Genomic DNA, 18,939 nt, shown 5'->3' with positions numbered 1-18,939 from the left:
TTATACAGATAGGCCGCCACTATAGCCAGTAATTCAGCGGATCCCCTTATACCCGACTTTCGCTCTACCGAGCAGAAAATTAAGCTTCAGCTCACAAGCTCTATGATAGAATAGCGCTGGGCTAATGTTGGCCTTTGCATCGGAGTGATAATTCCCCCCTTATGCTAACGCTTATCGTTATTGTATTGGTCGCCATCGGCGTCTCTTTTCTCTGTAGTGTGTTTGAAGCCGTGCTGCTTTCGGTGACTCCCAGCTATATTGCGTCGCTGCGCCAGTCCAACCCGGATTCTGCCGAACGTCTTCAAAAACAGAAAGACAATGTCGAATCTCCCCTGGTCGCTATTTTGACACTCAACACCATAGCCCATACCGTAGGTGCGGCCGTGGCCGGTGCTCAGGCTGCCAAAGTGTTTGGCGATGAGATGTTGGGGGTATTCTCCGGGGTACTGACCTTCCTCATTCTGTTCTTTTCCGAAATCATCCCCAAAACCATAGGTGCCAACTACTGGCGAGCCATGGCCCCCAGTGTGTCTGTGGCTCTGGTGTGGATGGAACGCATCACCCTGCCACTTATCTGGATGTCCAATAAGGTTACCCGTTTGCTCGGCAAAGGTGACTCTGGCCAGTATATCCGTCAGGAAATGAGCGCCATGGCCAAAATAGGCCATGAATCCGGTGAACTGGATGAGCAGGAAAGCAAAATTCTGACTCAGATGCTGAGCGTCAAGGAGATGCCGGTTACCGCCATCATGACTCCAAGAACCGTGATGTTCACTCTGCCGGCCGCACTGACTCAACATGAATTTGTCAGCCAGCATATCAATAAGCCTTTCACCCGGGTGCCTATTTTCGACAAGGATCACGACGACATCATAGGCTATGTGAACCGTACCGATGTGCTGCTGAGTGAGCGGGATAATCCCGATGCGCCCCTTGGGAACCTCAAGCGCAATTTGGTGATAGTGCCGGAAACCGCCCGCATCCTGCCGCTGTTTGAGCTGATGATCAAACGCAACGCTCAGATAGCCATGGTGGTGGACGAGTACGGCAGCGGTCAGGGGCTGGTGACACTGGAAGACATAATCGAATCCTTGCTGGGGCTGGAGATTGTCGATATCAATGACCCGGCCACCGACATGCAGCAACTGGCAAGGCGACTTTGGAAACGCCGCATGAAAGATAAGGGGATCCGACTCTCGGATGACAGAGAGCCGGTCACTGACTCCCAAGGGCTCTGATTTCAGAATATTAATTCTGTACTTTAATACAGGTGTCATCCAAGTGGGAGATAGTTTGACAGGCTAACGACCCACCCATCAATACAGTCATCATTTTGGGGGAGCTTGAGCTCCCCCTTTTTCATCTGCCTCTGGAGGTGTACAATCCCCGCTCGCAGAATGAGGATGATATGCACACAGATTATGTTTTAAGACTTGCCCATCTCAACGATACCCACTCACACTTGGACCCCAGCCGGGTTCAGTTCAAGATTGACTCTCAGGGACGCGAGTTTGATCTTCACAGCCACAGTGGTGGCTACGCGCGGATCTCGGCTCAGGTCAAGGCCGCAAGAGACGCTGCCCAAGCACAAAACCAACCTTTTATCCTGCTCCACGGCGGCGATTGTTTCCAGGGCACCTTGTATTACAGCCAGTTCAAAGGCCGGGCCAACGCCAAACTGCTGAAGATGTTGGCACCCGATGCCATGGTCATAGGCAACCATGATATTGACGATGGCAACGCTCTGCTGGCCGGTTTTATCAAAGAGGTCGGCTTCCCTGTGCTGGCGGCCAATATGGATCTCAGCGGCGAAGCTGAAGATAAGCCCGGGCGTCTTCGAGGGCTGGCCAACCTCTATGATCTGGATACCGCCTCAGGCATCGGCCGCAGCCTGATAAAACCTTTCCACGACAAGCAACTGGCCATAGTCGGTATTACTCTGGATCAAATGAAAGCCATCGCCAGGCCGGATCCCGATACCGAGTTTGCCGATGCCTTTGCCACTACCAGGAAGACTGTTGAAGCCCTCAGGGCCAAAGGCATAGTGCATATCATAGTGCTGAGTCACTTAGGGTTGGAGCAAGACAGGTTACTGGCCGAAACCATCCCAGGGATCAGCCTGATAGTCGGCGGCCACACCCATACCCTGATGGGTGATTTCCGCGGTTTTGGCCTGTCATGCCTGCCCTATGGTGAAAGCGTCAACGGCGTGCCTATCCTCCATGCCGGCAAACATGCCGAAACCCTGGGGCTCGCCGACATTCAGTTCGATGATGCAGGCCGAGTGACCCGGCTCGAAGGCAGTAACATCTTTATGCTGGACAGTCAGTTTCTGCTGAGCGGCCCACAGGCTGCCACCGAAGCCGACTATCAAGCCGCCAAGGCGATATTGGAACAACACCCAGGGATCCACTGGGATGATTACGATGAAGCCATGGAGCAAGTGATTGCCAACGAGTTCCGCCCGGCGATCAGCAGCATGGAAAATCAAGTGCTGGCTCTGGTACCCAAGGCCCTGGTACATACCCGTCTGCCAAGCCGCACCCTGCCCCACGGCAGTGAAATTGCCCCCTGGGTCAGTCGCAGCATGTTTCTGGAGTCCAGAGCCAAAGACCAAAGAGTGGACTTTGCGCTGCATAACGCCGGCGGCGTGCGTCAATCTGTACCCCAGGGGCAGTTGACCAAAGCCGATGTGCTCGGGCGCCTGTTGCCGTTTGAATTGCCGCTGGTTAAATATGAAATTGCCGGTGAACACCTCTACCAGGCGCTGGAGTCGGCCATCAACGCCGCCACCAACAACGGCGTGCGTGGCACCGGCGCCGGTAGTTTCCCCTATACCTATGGGCTGAGATATTTCTATGATGGCCGCAAAGAGCAGGGAGAAAGGCTATTGCGGCTGGAGCTGTTGCGGGCCAATGGTCTGTGGCAAGCACTGGCGCCGGAGCAGCACTATATCGGGGTTTCCACCTGTTACACCACGGCCGGGAAAGAAGGCTATGAACCCCTGCTGCAAGCCCGCTGGCAGGAGTCGATGCCGTCGCTGACATTACCGGGCGCCTTTATCAACTTCCTGAAAAAGGCCCCAAAACTGGATGAACTGCTATTGCCCCATGTGCACTATACCAGCCACAGGGCCGAAGCTGCCGGCGAATAAGCCGGTAGTATTCAGAGCAGTTTTGCCTCGCCCCTTTTGCTGACAAAGCAACCATTCAAGGTCATCAGCCTGCATGCTAAACCCAGGTTATAAGTCATTTTATAAATCACGTTATAAACTGCTCTATAAACCAAAGTCACTGCCTTGCAGGCGCTCAGCAAACCAGCCAAGCGCCTTTCCCATCTCCCCTTTTCGCCAGGCCATGTAGATGGGCAGCGAAGGCCTGGGCAAGGCCACTTCGCGCTGCACCAACTCACCTTTGGCCAAGGCCTCCCGGATCAAATGCAGCGGCAAAAAGCCCACCCCTATTCCCATCTTCTGTGCGGTGATCTTGGCTTCCATCGACGACACCCGGATAAGCTGGCGACTGTCAAACACCCCACTGGAGCGCTGACTCAAGGAACGCGAGGTATCAGCCACTATGATGGATGGAAATTGCAACAAGGCTTCAGAGGCTATCTCAGTGTCAAATTGTGCCAAGGGATGCTCAGGCGCCACAACAAACACAAACTCCAGCTCACCAAGCTTTTGCAGTTCATACTGACCTCTTGGCAATTCACCCGTGACGCCTATGGCGATATCGGCGCGGTTGGAATAAAGCGCATCCCAGCCGCCGCCAAGAGCCTCATGGGTCACGCTGACGGTGAGCTGTTTACCCAGCTCGGTGAAGTCCTTAATTAATGAAAGCAGCGGCGCCTGTGGCAAGACGGTATCCAGCGCCAGTGTCAGTTGCGCCTCCCAGCCGGTTTCCAATTGCCTCACGGCATCCTCAAGCCGGGCGGTGGCCGCCAGGATCTCCCGCCCCTGGGTCAACACCAAACGCCCCACTTCGGTAAGTTGAGCCCGAGTGCCCTTACGTTCAAATAATCTGCTTCCCAGCTCGCTCTCCAGCTTTTGAACCTGATAGGTCAAGGCAGATGGCACCTTGAAAAGCGCCTCGGCCGCTGCCGAAAAACTACCTTTTTTATCTATAGCATCCAATACTTTAAGCGCATCCAGGCTAATGACAGAGTGCATGATAAAACCTATGTTCAATTTTTTTGAAACTCAATATCAAAATGTTCCGATTTTCAGCCACAAAGGTCAAGGATAAACTGCACAGCAACTGGACAGGAAAGCCTATCCACCCTATTCAAATTCATTGAGGACACCATTATGAAAGACCTGATTATTAAACTGCTCCGCACCGATGCCGGTTTCGCTCCTCTGGCGCTGCGCCTGCCTATAGGTATCACTTTTATGGCTCACGGCGCCCAGAAGCTCTTTGGCTGGTTCGGCGGTTACGGCCTGGAGGGCACTGGACAATGGATGGCCTCTATCGGCCTGACTCCCGGATATTTGATGGCGCTGATGGCCGGCTCCAGTGAATTTTTCGGTGGTCTGCTGCTTATCATAGGTCTGTTGATTCGCCCCACTTCCGCGGTGTTGGCATTCACCATGTTGATGGCGATAGTCACAGTACACCTGGACAACGGCTTGTTTATGTCCAACAACGGTTACGAGTTTGGTCTGGCATTGCTGGCCGCCACTGTATCCCTGGCGATTTCCGGCGCCGGTAAACTGTCCATCGACAGCATGATAGCCCGCAAGACACATTAAGGGGCCCTTCTTGCAAAGCACACATCTTGCTTTAAGCCATTCACTGCTTACAGGCCTTGCATCCTGGCCTGTAAGTCTGTGAAGAGCACACAAAAGACTTGTCTGCACCTTCCCAGCAGGAGAACTGAATTATGATTTATGTACGTCATGCCGACGAGCGCGGCCGGGCCGACTTCGGCTGGCTCAAGAGCCAACACAGTTTTTCATTCGGCAACTATTATGATCCAAGATTTATGGGGGTCTCGGCCCTGAGGGTCATCAATGATGACAGAGTCGCGCCTAGCGCCGGCTTTGATACCCACGGCCACAAGGATATGGAAATCATCAGCTATGTGATTTCCGGCACCATAGCCCATAAAGACAGCTTTGGTCACGTGAAAACCTTGCCGGCCGGTGAGTTCCAACTTATGTCTGCCGGCACGGGGATCTATCACAGTGAGTACAATGCCTCGGCAACTGAACCACTGCATTTCCTGCAGATCTGGATCCAACCTAGCAGCCAGGGTGGCACCCCGGGTTATCAGCAAAAAGCCTTTGCCCAGAGTTCGGCACTGACCCCGGTCGTCACTCCCGATGGCCGCGATGGCACCCTGTCCATCAAACAGGACGCCAGCGTCTACCGCCTGGAGCTGACCGCAGACGAGCAGACGAGCTTCAAGCAGGCAAAGGGACGCAACTTTTATGCTCAAGTGGTGGAAGGAGAGCTGCAATTGGCAGGTGAAACCCTGCAAAGTGGCGATGGCATTCACATCAACGAACTTGAGGAGTTTGCCATCAAGGCCGGCAACAAGCGTGCCGTCGCCCTGGTGTTTGATTTGCCATAACAAGCAGCATTTCTTGGCGTTTGTCCATAGGCCGCTCTTGGAACTTCATTTGGGTGATTTTCCAGGGCGGCTGCAGCTGCATACTGAAATTGGTCAGCACTTCCCCGTGGCGTTGATGCTGATTGCGCTTCAAGGTTGTAAAGCCCTGCTTGCCGAAAAACGCTTTGGCATAGAAAGAAGCCTCTACCCTCAAACACTGCACCCCGGAATCGACGGCGTATCTCAATAGCTGCCGGTAGAGCTCGACGGCAATCCCCCGGCGCTGGGCATTGGGGTGAGTAAAAAGGCAGTCTATCTCGGCTTCACCCGGCGCATTCAAAGGCTTTAGGTTAATAAATCCGAGCAAATTGCGACCATCTTCGGCAACCCAGAGCGCCGTCCCCTGCAAACGATTCCGCCACTCATCTTCACTGCGCTGTGCAGGCGACCAAGCCTGGCATTGCGCCTGGCTGTAATGCTCTGTGCTGGCGTTTACCACCAGATGAAACAGCTCGGCGATGGCCGCGCTGTCCTCGGGGCGACCTTGGCGAACAATAAAGCCGTGCTCGGCTTGAATGGGCGTTGGTGAAATCATAGGCGGCTTAGCTCTTGTGCTCCAAAGGCGGCAGTATCAGCTTCATAAAGTAGCTGCCGAACATTTGGCCGGATTTTTCCTGGTAGCTTTTGTGATGCAAACGAAACCCGGCGCGTTCAAACACAGGTTTGGACAGTGCCGAAGCATCTGTTGTCAGGTGATGATAGCCTTGGGTGAGTGCCCACTTCTTGGCGGCTTCAAGCAAGGATGAGGCAACACCCTGACGCTGGCTATCGGGCGCCACATAAAGGCAGGCGATGTAACCTCGCTCACGGAAGGTGGTTTCCAGCAACACAAAGCCGACACATTGAGGACTTTGCTCGCTGCCCTTGAGCATCACCCAGGCCTGAGCCCGTTTGAGCCTTAGCTGCCAGTATCGCCCCGAGCGCGGCGCCGCCGACCAAGCCAGACGCTGAGCCGCGCTATAGCGGACATCATCTATGGCAGTAACGGCACTGTGGTAGAGATTGGCTATCTGCTCCCCCAAGTGCCTGTGACGAGAATGAGAGTAAACCTCTACCCGCAACATGAGAATTGGTACCAACACAGTTGAATTGCAGGCATTTTGCCCGACATTTGTGCTCAGGCAAAGCCCTTAAGCGCAAATAAAAAAGCCGCGAACAGAGTCGCGACTTTAACAGAGAGTGGATGAAATCACTTCTTATCGATTTCACCAACAAACATCAGCTTGTCAAAAGTCCGGTTGAGGGTCTTGCTGGTGAAGTTGGTCATCCACATCTGCTCGGTAACCTGCACCTTATCACCCTTGGCCACCGCTACCTGAGGGCCTGCCGCCCAGAATGTCTTATCGGCTTCTTTAATCTGCACATAGGTATAACCGCCACTGTTCATGGTGTCGACCACTGTGCCTTCATGTACCGCACCTTGCGCCCAGGCTGAAGATATACCCAGAGCCAAAGCCGCGGTCGCCAAGATCTTTGCCAATTTTGCCATTGTCTGTTGCTTCCTGTTGTCGTTGGAAATACTGCGCCATTAAAACATGTGTTATTTCATAAATCGCTAATAGGGTTCACACTTTTGACAGCTTCACTGACGTAGCAAGGGCCGCAGCATAGACTCAAGACCATTGAGCTTCACCTCATAGATAAGCGCCAATTGCTGCCCAAGTTTGCCCTCGGGGAACCCCTTGGAGTGAAACCACACCAGATAAGGCTCGGGAAGCTCCAATAACTTGCGTCCGGCGTACTTGCCAAAGGGCATGGTCTGATTGATGGCTTCCAACAACTGCTGTTCCGGCTGCATCTTCTCTCCGTTTCAGGCTAAAGTTGCCAGTATACTCCGGAAAAGTAAACTTGAGTGGAAAGCCTGCCAATCTGCGCAGCTCATGAAAGCAGGATTAATCAATTTTGGACGAACAAAGATGAAAATTGGTGAACTGGCACAGAAAACCGGCCTGGCTCCCTCGCGGATCCGCTTCTATGAACGTATTGGGCTACTGAAAATCGTCAACCGTAAAGCCAATGGTTATCGCAGCTATCCTCCCGAGGCCGTGATACTTCTGGATATGATAGCCACAGGCCAACAAGCCGGTTTCAGCCTGGATGAGCTCAAGGCTCTGCTGCCGAGCGAACTCGGTCAATGGGACCACCAGCAACTGCTTGGCTCTCTGCACAGGAAGATAGCCGATCTGGAGGAGATTGAACGCAAAGTGGCCGCCAGCAAGGCCAAACTCTTGCAGGTTCTGGCCGAAATAGAAGCCAAGCCCGATGACCTGGACTGCAGCAGCAATGCCAAAAGAGTCATGTCTCAGTTGGGTTGGCAGATATTGCCCCGCAGCAGTGACAAAAAGTGATTTTCCCATTCCCCAGGCTATATCCAGCAGACACAGCAGAGCCTTGCGGCCAAACCACGCGCCGATTCCAGCAGCCAGGTTAATCATAAAGATTCCCTCTTGACCTTAAACTTAACTTTAACCTTAGGATAGTCAGGGTAAGAGCAAGTCCCGGCTAAACTGACGCTAAAAGCCCTGCTCTCGATCAGGGGCCAGAGCCCAATAGACCACGACTTGTTCGCACTATCCTTAACCTCACAACAAAAGGTAAGCTGAGTCATGCAAACAATACTGGGTGCCAATGGGCAGATAGGCAGAGAGCTGGCCTTGAGTCTCAAACGCAACTTCACCGACACCATACGCTTGGTCAGCCGCAGACCACAAAAGGTCAATGACAGTGATGAGCTATTTCAAGCCGATCTCCGAGATCCTGAGCAAACACTGAAGGCGGTAGCAGGTTCAGAAATTGTCTATTTTACCGCGGGGTTACCTCTGGATACCCAGATTTGGCTTGAGCAATGGCCTGACATGATGCGGAATGTTATCAACGCCTGCAGTGCCCACGGCGCCAAGTTGGTGTATTTCGATAACACTTATATGTACCCGCAAACCTCAGTGCCTCAAAGTGAAGATACACCTTTTGTGCCCAACGGTCCCAAGGGGTTAGTCAGAGGCCAAATCACCCAGATGCTGCTGGATGCGATGCAACAGGGAAAGGTAACAGCCATGATCTGCCGCGCGCCTGAATTTTATGGCCCGGGTAAAACCCAGAGCTTTACCAACACCACCGTAATAGACAGACTGATAGTGGCCAAAAGTGCCAAGGTGCTGCTGAATGACAAGGTTAAGCGCAGCCTCATTTACACCCCGGATGCCAGCCGGGCGATGGCGCTGCTAGGTAATACCCCGGATGCCTATGGCCAAACCTGGCATCTTCCCTGCGACGATAACCGTTTGACCTACCGGGAGTTCATCTTTCTGGCGGCAAAGGTTTTCGGCACTCCGGCCAAGTATAAAGTGCTCAAAAGCTGGCAGCTGTGGCTGGGCGCCAAGTTCAACCAAAAGCTCAAAGATACCGCCGAACTCTTGCCGCGTTATAAGGTGGATAATCTCTTTGTGTCCGATAAATTCAAGGCATGCTTCCCGGACTTTCAAATCACCGGCTACGAACAGGGATTGCGTGAGATATTCCAGGAGCGAGTTTTCCAGGAGCAAAGCCACCGGGCGGCCAATCCTTAGCGGTCACTCAAGCAGCAACCGAATGCCTTGCCTCATGGCCAGACACAAGCAACTGATTACAAAATCTTTTTGGAGCAGAACCATGACAGACACAGGTTCAAACAAGCAGGGAAACTGGATGATTTACGGTGCCTACGGTTACACGGGTGAACTTATCGCCCGGGAAGCCGCACATCGAGGATTGCGCCCAGTACTCGCCGGGCGCAACCGTGAAAAGACCCGGGCACTGGCCAAGGAGTTGCGGCTCGAGTCAGCTGTGTTCGACTTGGATGATATCCCACGCCATATAGGTGACATGAGCTTGGTACTCAACTGCGCCGGGCCTTTTTCGGCAACGGCTGGGCCCATGATGCAAGCCTGCTTGGCTGCCAAGGTGCACTACTTGGATATTACAGGGGAAATTGCGGTGTTCGAGCTGGCGCAATCACTAAAGCAGCAAGCCCAAGACACCGGGATTGTTATCTGTCCGGGTGTCGGTTTCGACGTGATCCCCACAGACTGTCTCGCCGCAGCCCTGAAAAATGCCTTGCCCGATGCCAACCACTTATCACTCGGTTTCGACTCTCGCTCGGGCTTATCTCCCGGCACAGCCAAAACCTCGGTTGAAGGCCTGGCCCAGGGCGGCAAGGTACGTAAACAGGGTAAAATCATCTCTGTGCCGCTTGCCTATAAGGTGAGAAACATAGATTTCGGCGATGGTGAGAAACCGGCTATGACAATTCCCTGGGGCGATGTGGCAACCGCTTTCTACACCACAGGGATCCCCAACATAGAGGTCTTTATCCCGGGCTCGGCCAAGATGATAGCCAACACCAAACGGGCCAACTACATCAGACCCTTGTTGAAATTCCGCTGGCTGCAGAAACTGCTCAAGGCACATATAGGCAAGACGGTGACAGGGCCCGATGGAGCAGCAAGGGCAAAGTTGCCGACCTTTGTCTGGGGTGAAGTCAGTAATGCGCAAGGGGAGCGGCGCACAGCGCGGATAAAAACCGCCAATGGTTATAGTCTGACGGTTTTTGGCTCGCTGGTGGTTGTGGATTATCTGCTGCAGCATAATCATGATGGCGGCAGTTATACGCCCTCGCAACTCATGGGCGCCGACTTGATAACTCGATTACCGCACTCGGGTGAGCTGCAGCTGATTTAGGCTTTCAATTCAACCTACGCTTCTCAGCCAAAGATTTCCCGGCACACTGTGGCCGCCTGGCTTAAACCCCAGGCGCTGCGCCAGGACTTCGTCTCCCGGAAGCACCTCCAGCATCAGTTGCCGCTTAGGCGCTCCCAGAAGCGATAATCGCTCAATAACCGCCTCCAACAAAAAGCTGCCGAGTCCAAGATGGCGAAATTCGGGCAACACCAGAAAGTCCTGCAACAGATAGTGCTCCTGTTCCTGACTGGGTTCAGCTGCTGAGCCGCTACGCACCAAAGCCAAGGCCACCAGTTGTCCCTGCTGCAGGTTTTCCCCGCCGGACCTTTCCCTGATACATAAGGACAGCAGCGGCTTGGCAGGCAAACAACTGTCATCCAGTCCATGCACCGGCAGTCCTGCCCTGTCCCGGAGCAACAAGAGTTCGTGGGTTGCCAGACAATACTCCATCACTTCAAAGCGACTGGTCTGGTTGAGTACATGGCCCATAAATGCCTCCTTGCATAAATACTGATGGTCGAAACGCCAGGGTATCCCCAGCCAATACGCCAACATGGCAGAGTACTGTGGCAAGCAGATGACAGTTGCAACAACCTGGGTGACAAGATAGAGCAGAAAAAAGCCGGCACCCCAAACGACTTAAAGGCACACCAAGAGTCTGATTAATGGACCAATCGACAAAGATCACATTTATTTATACTTTTTAGGTCTAATAAAAATATTTTTAATTCCTACAAACGGTATCTGCTGCGTCATAAAAGAAGCTCTGCTGAAACCTACCCTGTGGCAGTGCAGATTTAACAAATAAATGACGCGGAAACATTTTTTTAACAGCATAATTTTATTGATAATTTCCTACGTCACCTCCCCTCACCGGCAACACTGCCATTATTACGGCAACCCAAGGGGCAACGCCAAAAACATGACGCGACAAAAACAATAAAAACCAATAAAAATCATCAAGTTGACCAAGAACAATTTAGCTTTTACATTTGTTTTACCGTTCACTGTTCACCTCCGTCAGCAACAACTTTTCGGAGTGCAGAAAAGCAGCGACACGGCAAACATCAGGTTGGGAACACTCCCGAACCAAGGAAAGTTGTAAGCCATCAGGGAAAGAGCAAATAACTTAATAACAGGCTTTCAGAGGGCAAGACAATGATCATACTCGTTGGCGGTGAAAAGGGGGGCAGCGGCAAGAGCTGCCTGGCACAAAACATTGCCGTTTTTCTCACGGTGGAATGTGGCGCATCGGTGATCATGGTGGATTGCGACCCTCAGCGAACCACCTCTGATTGGATCCAGGCCCGCAACAACGACAGCAAACTAGCCGGGATCAACTGTGTTCAACTCTATGGCAAAATCCGCAACGATCTGCTGAGCCTGGAGCAACACTACGATTATGTGATAGTCGATTGCGGCGGCCAGGACAACCTGGCGCTGCGTGCCACCATGTCAGTGGCCTCCCATGTACTTATGCCCCTCAGGCCCAAGCGCCGCGATCTTAAAACCGTCAGCCATATGGACGACATTGTCGCTACCTGCATGATGATAAACCCCAAGATGCGCGCCTCTTTTGTCATCACCCAGTGCCCTAACCTGCCCAATCAGGCCAGCCGTATTCTCGAGGCCAAGGAAGTCTGCAAAACCTATGATATCAATGTGCTGGACGCCATTACCTACAGCCGTAACATCTATGATGACAGCGAAGAGTCTGGCCGCTCGGTAATTGAATTTGAGCCCAAGGGCAAGGCCGCCGCCGAGATCCGTGCCATCGCCTGCGAAATGCTGCAGGCACAGAATGCCACTGAAATCCGCAGCCGCCTGATGACCAACCAACTCAACAGCATGAGGACTCAGTATGGGACTGGCCGATCTGAAGAAAAACGTTACGCCATCTGAGGTCGATGCCCGTAAGCGTATGTTGGCCATGCAATCCCTGGATGAGTTTATCGACGGTGCCATCTATTACGCCATGGGGCAAACACAGCAATCGGCGGCAACTATGCCGGTTGAGCAGCGGTATTCCAATACAGCTTCCACCCATCTGGAAGCCGCTCAGCAAAAGCTGATACCCAAACGCCGCCACGAACCTTTTCGCAAGGCAACTTTCACCCTGAGTGAAGCGGCCATCAGCCACCTGGCCGAAATGGCCAGCGACTGTGATATTGCCAAGTCACGCCTGATACGTTTGCTTATCAAGCATCATCACAGCCTGACACCGCAAGAGCGCCGCGAGTTGGAGCAGAAGTTTATGCCGGACTGATTCCTTTCCCTTGAAATGTGTGGACTGTTTGACACTCCCACCCTTTGCTGACAGCCGATAACAGGTTTCAACCTCTTTGCTGTCAGCTTTTTTTTGCTTGTTTTTCATGCGCCGAGCTTGAGTTATTCCCACTGAGCCCCCACAGATCGGATTAGACGCTTTAGCTATGGAGCCGGATCATGCTGGCCATTCTGATCACCCTTGCCGCCGGCGCCAGCGCCATAGGTTGGATCCTCAGCCAATCCTGGCGGGATCGCAGACGCAGAGACAAGATACGCGCCAAGCCCTTCCCCAAGGAATGGCGCACTATCCTGAAAAAACGTATGCCCTATTTCCGTTCCCTGCCCAGTGACTTGCAACTGCAGCTCAAGAAACACATCCAGGTGTTTCTGGCGGAAAAGCAGTTTGTCGGTTGCGACGGGTTGGAGATAGATGACGAAATCCGCCTGACCATAGCCGCGCAGGCCTGTCTCTTGTTACTCAATCGCCAAACCGACTATTACCCTAACCTGAGACAAATTCTGGTGTACCCATCGGCCTTTATTGTTCGCCAGCAGCAGCGGGATGCCAATGGCCTGGAATGGCACAGCCAAAGGTTATTGGCAGGAGAATCCTGGGGTCAGGGGAAGGTCGTCCTTTCCTGGCAAAATACCCTGGATGACGCCGCCGATCCGGCAGACGGCCGGAATGTCGTGATCCATGAATTCGCCCATCAACTGGATCAGGAAGCAGGCGATGCCAATGGCGCTCCCAGACTCGGCGAGTTCAACGCCTACCCTGTGTGGTCGCAGGTACTTGGCCGAGAGTTTGCCAAACTGCAGGCTCAGGCCGCCAGTGGTGAGCCCAGCCTATTCAGTTACTACGGCGCCACCAATCCGGCCGAGTTCTTTGCCGTAATAAGCGAGGTGTTCTTCGAACAGCCGCAGCAGATGAGAGCCGATTATCCGGCACTCTACCAGGAACTGAGCCGCTTTTATCGTCTCGATCCCCTGAGTTGGCACTAGGCCAGCTTTCAACTGGATAACTACATGCCTGCAAACAGAAAACCCATTTGGCTCACATCTTGTGCCCAATTGGGTTAAGCTGGGGCCGACAATAAAAATTTATAAGAGGAAACATTATGTTGCACCTTAAGCCTCTGTTGCTGACTACAGCGCTGCTGCTACCGATTTACGGCCATTCAGCCTTGGCAAATAGCCCGGAAGCCGGCAATCAAAACGGCCAGGAGCAAAACGGCCAGCTCGATGATAGCCAAGCTCAGGCCGCTTCGGTATTGGATAAGCTGCACCAAAGTGCTGCCAATGCCGACTGGGACAGCTACTTTAGCCTCTTCAGCCCCGATGCGGGGTTTATCGGTACAGATGCCAGTGAATACTGGAATATGGTTGAATTTGAGCAGTATGCCCGTGCCACCAAGGGCTGGACTTACCAAAGTTCCTCGCGCCGCCTTGTACAACACGGCGATGTGATAGTGTTCGATGAACTACTGGACAGCCAGTCCTATGGGCTTGGACGGGGCACAGGCACGCTTGTCAAAACCGAACAAGGCTGGCAAATACTGCAATACAGCCTGAGTTTCCCCATTCCCAACGCCCTGGCGCCAAGAATTACCGATCAGATAAAGCTGTATCGCAAAAAGCAGAAATCAGTGCCTGAAGGCAACTGAGAAACAGATGTTGGCCAGCTGCACGAAGTGGCCAAAACTGTCAAAATCTTCAGGATGAATATCCCGGCCCGAACTGGCCTTGTCGGCGTAATAGACGCCAATTACCTTATTGTCCACTTTCAGCGGTGCCAGCATAAAACCACTGGCGGGGACTTTTCTCGCCAGCTGTTCACCCAGTACGGCTTTGTTGGCCCCCTCGCCCTGCCAGGCCAGTTTCTGATTTTCAATACAATCCCTCAGCAAGGTGCCACGGCCTTCCAGCTCGAGAATAAAGTCGTTTTTCATCTCCTCGGCGTCGTCCCCCAGCGCGATTCTCGGTTGCAACATGCGCCTGCTCGGTGACAGCAAGAGCACGGCGCAGCGGTCGAGACCAATACCCTCGAGTATTCCCTCCAATGCCGTGGTCACTACCTTATTGAAATCAGTCTTCTCGACGGCAAATCCGGTCAGCTCTCTGAGTTTTTTCAGCTGGAACGCAAGATTTGCCTCGCGCACTACAACCTCAGCCACCCTCTCCTGGGGCAGCAGCTGATCTGTGTCCGGCAGATACTCGATAAGCACCTTGGCGCCATAGGCTTCGGCTAACTTAACGGTAGCATTGGAGCAGCGAAGGACCCGGCCACGAAACTCATCTGTATCCAACTGCAGCATATCGGCGGCTTGTTTAAGGCGCCGCTCCAGCTCCTCGGGTTTGAGTGCGGCGCCGGCCAGCGCTTCGCTGAGTTTATTGGCCAGAAAAATACTGCGAATTTCCGGCGTGCGTTCATCGGGATTGCTGAGCGACTTGCACAATAGTTCACCCAGGCCCCAACTGCGGGCCAGCCCCTGGCTGAGCTGATTGAATGAAGCCCCGAGCGCCTCGCGCACCAGATTGAGCCTATTTACGGCATCACTCTCGGCGCTGAGGGCCAAATCCAGCTCCTCGGCCAGTTCGGCTCCCGTGCTCCAAAAGGCACTCTCACCCAAGTGATAGAGCAGCGCGGCAATAAACGCCTCCTCCTGCAACTCCTCATCGTAGCCATCGAGCATCATCTTGGCCAACATGGCGGCCTGAAACGCCTGAGCCATCAGCTTAAGCAACCTTTGATAAACCGAGGGCGCCAGATTTTTGCTTTCCAGCAAACTGGAGAGGAGTTTGGCGGTAATGCAGATATTGCGGATGGTGTCGAACCCCAGTACCACGGCAGCGCGGCTGACCGTTGTAACAGGGCTTATCCCCTTGTTATAGATGGCGCTGTTGGCCACCCGCAAAATACGGGAAGTGAGCGCATTGTCGTGCATTATGCTGCGCCCCAGAATCGCCATGGAGGACACATCGTCCTTGGCGAGTTTTTCCAATGTCCTTATTGTTGAGCAAAGTGCGGGCATTTCCTGATCACTGATCCTGCGGGTCCAGTAATCCACCCCCTTGTTGGCTGATTTCAAATACGACTCAACTCTTTCAGGTATTGGCCCAGCGGTGGGCTTGAGAATGGAACTCTTGTTATGAATAAAGCACAAACTTCAAAGAAATAACACAATTACAACAAAAAAAGGCGACTCAATGAGTCGCCAAAACACAAGCAACAAGGCTCAAATGACTGGGAAAGTCACAAATTACCCCCGAAAATGGCGTAGGTTCATTTCCGGGGAAGTGGCGCCCGAGGACGCCAACACAGGGGATTAAAACTGCTCTTCTTCGGTCGAACCACTCAGAGCCGTGACAGAGGACTGGCCGCCCTGGATAACATTGGTCACCTGATCAAAGTAACCTGTACCCACTTCCTGCTGATGCGCCACAAAAGTGTATCCCTTCTGCGCGGCAGCGAATTCGGCTTCCTGAACCTTCTCAACATAGTGCTTCATGCCTTCGCCGCGGGCATAGTCGTAGGCGAGATCGAACATGTTGTACCACATGTTGTGAATACCGGCCAAAGTGATGAACTGGTACTTGTAGCCCATGTTGGCAAGCTCCTGCTGGAACTTGGCAATGGTGGCGTCATCCAGGTTCTTCTTCCAGTTGAACGAAGGTGAACAGTTATACGCCAACAGTTGATCCGGATACTGGGCATGGATGGCTTCGGCAAAGCGGCGCGCCTCTTCCAGATCCGGCTTGGCGGTTTCACACCAGATAAGGTCGGCATAAGGTGCGTAGGCAAGCCCGCGGGAAATGGCCTGATCCAAACCAGCCTTCACCCGGTAGAAACCTTCCTGGGTACGCTCTCCGGTGATGAAGTCGCGATCATAGGGGTCGCAATCTGAGGTCAGCAGATCAGCGGCGTTGGCATCGGTACGGGCAATCACCAGAGTATCCACTCCGGATACGTCGGCTGCCAGACGGGCCGCTACCAGCTTCTGTACCGCTTCCTGAGTCGGCACCAAAACCTTACCGCCCATGTGACCACATTTTTTCACCGAGGCCAGCTGATCTTCGAAGTGCACCCCGGCGGCGCCGGCATCTATCATGGACTTCATCAGCTCATAGGCGTTCAGCACGCCACCGAATCCAGCTTCGGCATCGGCCACAATCGGCAGGAAGTAATCGACATAACCCTCATCTTCCGGGTTTTTACCCTGGTTCCACTGGATCTGATCGGCGCGGCGGAAGGAGTTATTGATCCGCCCCACCACGGCAGGCACAGAGTTGGCCGGATAGAGTGACTGATCCGGATACATGGTGCCCGCCAGGTTGGCATCGGCCGCCACCTGCCAGCCTGAAAGGTAGATGGCCTCGATACCGGCCTTGGCCTGCTGCACGGCCTGACCGCCGGTCAAAGCACCGAGAGAGTTAACATAGCCCTTCTTCGCGCCGCCGTTAACCAGTTCCCACAACTTGGCTGCGCCGCGCTTGGCGATAGTGTTTTCAGGAACCACTGAACCGCGCAATGCTACAACTTCTTCTGCGGTAAATGGACGACGAACGCCCTGCCAACGTGGATTTTCAGCCCAATCTTTTTTCAAAGCTTCTATCTGCGCCTGACGTGAATTCTGTGTTGCCTTGGTCATTTTGACTCTCCTTCGTAGGGTAATTTGGCAGCCACCCAGCCCCCGCGGGCAGCTGCCGTTAATGGTTATGGGGTTATCGGGTAAGCAGCTCGTAGCCCGGCAAGGTCAGGAAGGTCACCAGCTCATCGGCTGTGGTGATCTCTTCCAATAAGCTTGCCGCCTGCTTGAATTGGCCGTTATCGAAACGCTCGCTGCCGAGCTCTTCACGCACATTGGCCAACTCTTCTTTCAACATGGCGCTGAACAGCGCCTTGGTCACCGGCTTGCCGTTGGAAAGCTTTTGCCCGTGCTGGATCCATTGCCAGATAGAGGCGCGGCTGATTTCCGCTGTGGCTGCGTCTTCCATCAAGCCATAGATGGGCACACAACCATTACCGCCAATCCAGGCTTCTATGTACTGCAGCGCAATACGGATATTGAGTCGCATCCCCTCTTCGGTGCGCTCACCATCACAGGGTTTGAGCAGCTCGGCCGCCAGGATGGGTGCATCCACGTCGCGGGTGATATGCAGCTGGTTGGCGTGCTCTTCACCTATATATTCGTTGAAAATCCCCATGGCGGTATCAGCCAGGCCAGGGTGTGCCACCCAGGTACCGTCATGGCCGTTTCGGGCCTCAAGCTCTTTGTCCTTGCGAACCCGTTCCAGCACCTGGGCATTGGTTTGCGGATCCTTGGCGGGAATAAAGGCTGCCATGCCGCCCATCGCCAGAGCGCCGCGCTTGTGGCAGGTCTTGATCAGCAGGCGTGAATAGGCGCTGAGAAACGGCTTATCCATGGTCACTTGCTGGCGGTCCGGCAAAATACGATCGGGATGCTTCTTCAAGGTTTTGATATAGCTGAAAATGTAATCCCAGCGGCCACAATTGAGCGCCACTATGTTGGAGCGCAGCTCATAGAGGATCTCCTCCATCTCAAACACGGCCGGCAGAGTTTCAATCAGACAGGTGCACTTGATGGTGCCGCTCTGCAGGCAGAAACGCTCTTCGGCGAAGGCAAACACCTTGGCCCACCAGCGCGCCTCAAGATGGCTCTCGAGCTTGGGAATATAGAAGTAAGGTCCACTGCCCTTGGCAAGCAGTTGGCGATAGTTATGATAAAAGTACAAAGCAAAGTCGAATAAGCAGCCGGGAATAGGCTTACCGTTGAATTCGACATGCGCCTCCGGCAGGTGCAGCCCCCGCACCCTGGCAATCAATACCGCGGGGTTGGCCTGCAATTGATAGTGTTTGCCGGTTTCCGGCGCGGTGAAATCAATTTCACCGCGGACGGCGTCACGCAGGTTGATTTGGCCCTCGACCACCTTCTGCCAGCTGGGTGCCAGCGAATCTTCGAAGTCGGCCATAAAGACTTTTACATTGGCGTTGAGCGCATTGATGATCATCTTGCGATCCACAGGCCCGGTGATCTCGACCCGTCTATCTTTAAGATCCGCCGGTATACCGCGAATTTGCCAATCACCATCTCGAATGGCTCGGGTTTGCGGTAAAAAGTCCGGCAACTCGCCGCCGTCTATCCGCTGCTGACGTTGCTCACGCTTTTCCAGCAAACTGGTCACTTCCGGAGCAAACTCCCGACACAGAGCCTCGAGGAAGTTGAGCGCACCTTCAGTAAAAAGGCTCTGCTGCTGTGGTATTTCGGCCCCCTTAATACTGAGCCCTTGCTGTGCGACTGTCTCTGCTATCATGCTGCT

General features: G+C 53.6%; 20 protein-coding genes. 11 read left to right on the top strand and 9 right to left on the bottom strand.

The features are described from left to right. The first annotated feature begins 161 nt into the window (after window positions 1–161). Both E1N14_RS07625 and E1N14_RS07620 read left to right on the top strand, forming a co-directional pair. Window positions 162–1,238: a CNNM domain-containing protein gene (locus E1N14_RS07625; protein WP_025009761.1), complete on the top strand. Its 1,077-nt coding sequence runs from the start codon at window positions 162–164 to the stop codon at window positions 1,236–1,238. A gap of 170 nt (window positions 1,239–1,408) precedes the next feature. Next, on the top strand, window positions 1,409–3,154 hold the full coding sequence (locus E1N14_RS07620; RefSeq protein WP_025009760.1) for a bifunctional metallophosphatase/5'-nucleotidase: 1,746 nt from the start codon (window positions 1,409–1,411) through the stop codon (window positions 3,152–3,154). Between the two features lie 123 nt (window positions 3,155–3,277). Here E1N14_RS07620 and E1N14_RS07615 read toward each other — a convergent pair whose 3' ends face one another. Continuing rightward, window positions 3,278–4,171 carry a LysR family transcriptional regulator gene (locus tag E1N14_RS07615; protein ID WP_025009759.1) on the bottom strand — a complete coding sequence of 298 codons (894 nt, stop codon included), beginning with the start codon at window positions 4,169–4,171 and terminating at the stop codon, window positions 3,278–3,280. A 138-nt stretch (window positions 4,172–4,309) separates the two neighbouring features. Here E1N14_RS07615 and E1N14_RS07610 point away from each other — a divergent pair, with 138 nt between their 5' ends. Further along, window positions 4,310–4,753 (top strand): DoxX family protein, encoded by a 444-nt coding sequence (locus E1N14_RS07610; RefSeq protein WP_025009758.1) that lies wholly within the window; start codon window positions 4,310–4,312, stop codon window positions 4,751–4,753. A 131-nt stretch (window positions 4,754–4,884) separates the two neighbouring features. Further along, on the top strand, window positions 4,885–5,577 hold the full coding sequence (locus tag E1N14_RS07605) for a pirin family protein (protein WP_062793942.1): 693 nt from the start codon (window positions 4,885–4,887) through the stop codon (window positions 5,575–5,577). Here E1N14_RS07605 and E1N14_RS07600 read toward each other — a convergent pair. The 4 genes from E1N14_RS07600 to E1N14_RS07585 all read right to left on the bottom strand — a co-directional run bounded on the left by E1N14_RS07600 (window position 5,528) and on the right by E1N14_RS07585 (window position 7,414). After that, complete coding sequence (locus tag E1N14_RS07600; RefSeq protein ID WP_062793943.1) at window positions 5,528–6,151, bottom strand: GNAT family N-acetyltransferase; 624 nt, start codon at window positions 6,149–6,151, stop codon at window positions 5,528–5,530. The two genes, E1N14_RS07605 and E1N14_RS07600, sit on opposite strands and share 50 nt — an antisense overlap. 7 nt (window positions 6,152–6,158) lie before the next feature. Then, window positions 6,159–6,698 carry a GNAT family N-acetyltransferase gene (locus tag E1N14_RS07595; RefSeq protein WP_252727299.1) on the bottom strand — a complete coding sequence of 180 codons (540 nt, stop codon included), beginning with the start codon at window positions 6,696–6,698 and terminating at the stop codon, window positions 6,159–6,161. A gap of 107 nt (window positions 6,699–6,805) precedes the next feature. After that, window positions 6,806–7,105, bottom strand: a complete 300-nt coding sequence (locus E1N14_RS07590) for a hypothetical protein (protein ID WP_025009756.1) — start codon at window positions 7,103–7,105, stop codon at window positions 6,806–6,808. 93 nt (window positions 7,106–7,198) lie between these two features. After that, entirely contained in the window at window positions 7,199–7,414 is a 216-nt protein-coding gene (locus tag E1N14_RS07585) for a DUF3820 family protein (protein ID WP_025009755.1), read from the bottom strand. Window positions 7,415–7,532: 118 nt separating this feature from the next. On the opposite strand from E1N14_RS07585, the gene E1N14_RS07580 reads away from it, so the two are divergent. The 3 genes from E1N14_RS07580 (at window position 7,533) to E1N14_RS07570 (ending at window position 10,332) form a co-directional block, all read left to right on the top strand. Beyond that, window positions 7,533–7,964, top strand: a complete 432-nt coding sequence (locus E1N14_RS07580) for a MerR family transcriptional regulator (RefSeq protein ID WP_025009754.1) — start codon at window positions 7,533–7,535, stop codon at window positions 7,962–7,964. A 258-nt stretch (window positions 7,965–8,222) separates the two neighbouring features. After that, window positions 8,223–9,182, top strand: coding sequence for an NAD-dependent epimerase/dehydratase family protein (locus tag E1N14_RS07575; protein WP_025009753.1), 960 nt, complete (start codon window positions 8,223–8,225; stop codon window positions 9,180–9,182). 82 nt (window positions 9,183–9,264) lie between these two features. Further along, window positions 9,265–10,332, top strand: a complete 1,068-nt coding sequence (locus E1N14_RS07570) for a saccharopine dehydrogenase family protein (RefSeq protein WP_025009752.1) — start codon at window positions 9,265–9,267, stop codon at window positions 10,330–10,332. A gap of 9 nt (window positions 10,333–10,341) precedes the next feature. Here E1N14_RS07570 and E1N14_RS07565 read toward each other — a convergent pair whose 3' ends face one another. After that, window positions 10,342–10,821 (bottom strand): GNAT family N-acetyltransferase, encoded by a 480-nt coding sequence (locus E1N14_RS07565; protein ID WP_025009751.1) that lies wholly within the window; start codon window positions 10,819–10,821, stop codon window positions 10,342–10,344. 669 nt (window positions 10,822–11,490) lie between these two features. Between E1N14_RS07565 and E1N14_RS07560 the strand changes: the two genes are divergently transcribed. The 4 genes from E1N14_RS07560 to E1N14_RS07545 all read left to right on the top strand — a co-directional run bounded on the left by E1N14_RS07560 (window position 11,491) and on the right by E1N14_RS07545 (window position 14,264). After that, window positions 11,491–12,234: an AAA family ATPase gene (locus tag E1N14_RS07560; protein WP_025009750.1), complete on the top strand. Its 744-nt coding sequence runs from the start codon at window positions 11,491–11,493 to the stop codon at window positions 12,232–12,234. Further along, on the top strand, window positions 12,194–12,598 hold the full coding sequence (locus E1N14_RS07555; RefSeq protein WP_025009749.1) for a hypothetical protein: 405 nt from the start codon (window positions 12,194–12,196) through the stop codon (window positions 12,596–12,598). The genes E1N14_RS07560 and E1N14_RS07555 overlap by 41 nt, the downstream gene beginning before the upstream one ends. Window positions 12,599–12,777: 179 nt before the next feature. Further along, window positions 12,778–13,602: a M90 family metallopeptidase gene (locus tag E1N14_RS07550; RefSeq protein ID WP_025009748.1), complete on the top strand. Its 825-nt coding sequence runs from the start codon at window positions 12,778–12,780 to the stop codon at window positions 13,600–13,602. A gap of 116 nt (window positions 13,603–13,718) precedes the next feature. Beyond that, window positions 13,719–14,264 (top strand): nuclear transport factor 2 family protein, encoded by a 546-nt coding sequence (locus E1N14_RS07545; protein WP_062793945.1) that lies wholly within the window; start codon window positions 13,719–13,721, stop codon window positions 14,262–14,264. Here E1N14_RS07545 and E1N14_RS07540 read toward each other — a convergent pair. From E1N14_RS07540 to aceB, 3 genes are all read right to left on the bottom strand, one after another. After that, a complete protein-coding gene (locus tag E1N14_RS07540; protein ID WP_152134889.1) occupies window positions 14,244–15,632 on the bottom strand; it encodes an HDOD domain-containing protein in 1,389 nt (462 codons plus the stop codon). The genes E1N14_RS07545 and E1N14_RS07540 overlap by 21 nt on opposite strands. A 294-nt stretch (window positions 15,633–15,926) precedes the next feature. Next, entirely contained in the window at window positions 15,927–17,249 is a 1,323-nt protein-coding gene (gene aceA / locus E1N14_RS07535) for an isocitrate lyase (RefSeq protein ID WP_028779181.1), read from the bottom strand. Window positions 17,250–17,322: 73 nt separating this feature from the next. After that, the gene (gene aceB, locus E1N14_RS07530) at window positions 17,323–18,933 is read right to left on the bottom strand and encodes a malate synthase A (protein ID WP_025009747.1); all 1,611 of its coding nucleotides are present in this window, start codon (window positions 18,931–18,933) and stop codon (window positions 17,323–17,325) included. Window positions 18,934–18,939: the final 6 nt, after the last annotated feature.

The sequence above is a fragment of the Shewanella algae genome (assembly GCF_009183365.2).
Lineage (GTDB): Bacteria > Pseudomonadota > Gammaproteobacteria > Enterobacterales > Shewanellaceae > Shewanella > Shewanella algae.
Note: the sequence above shows the minus strand (reverse complement) of the source record. Positions and strands in the feature narration are given on the sequence as shown.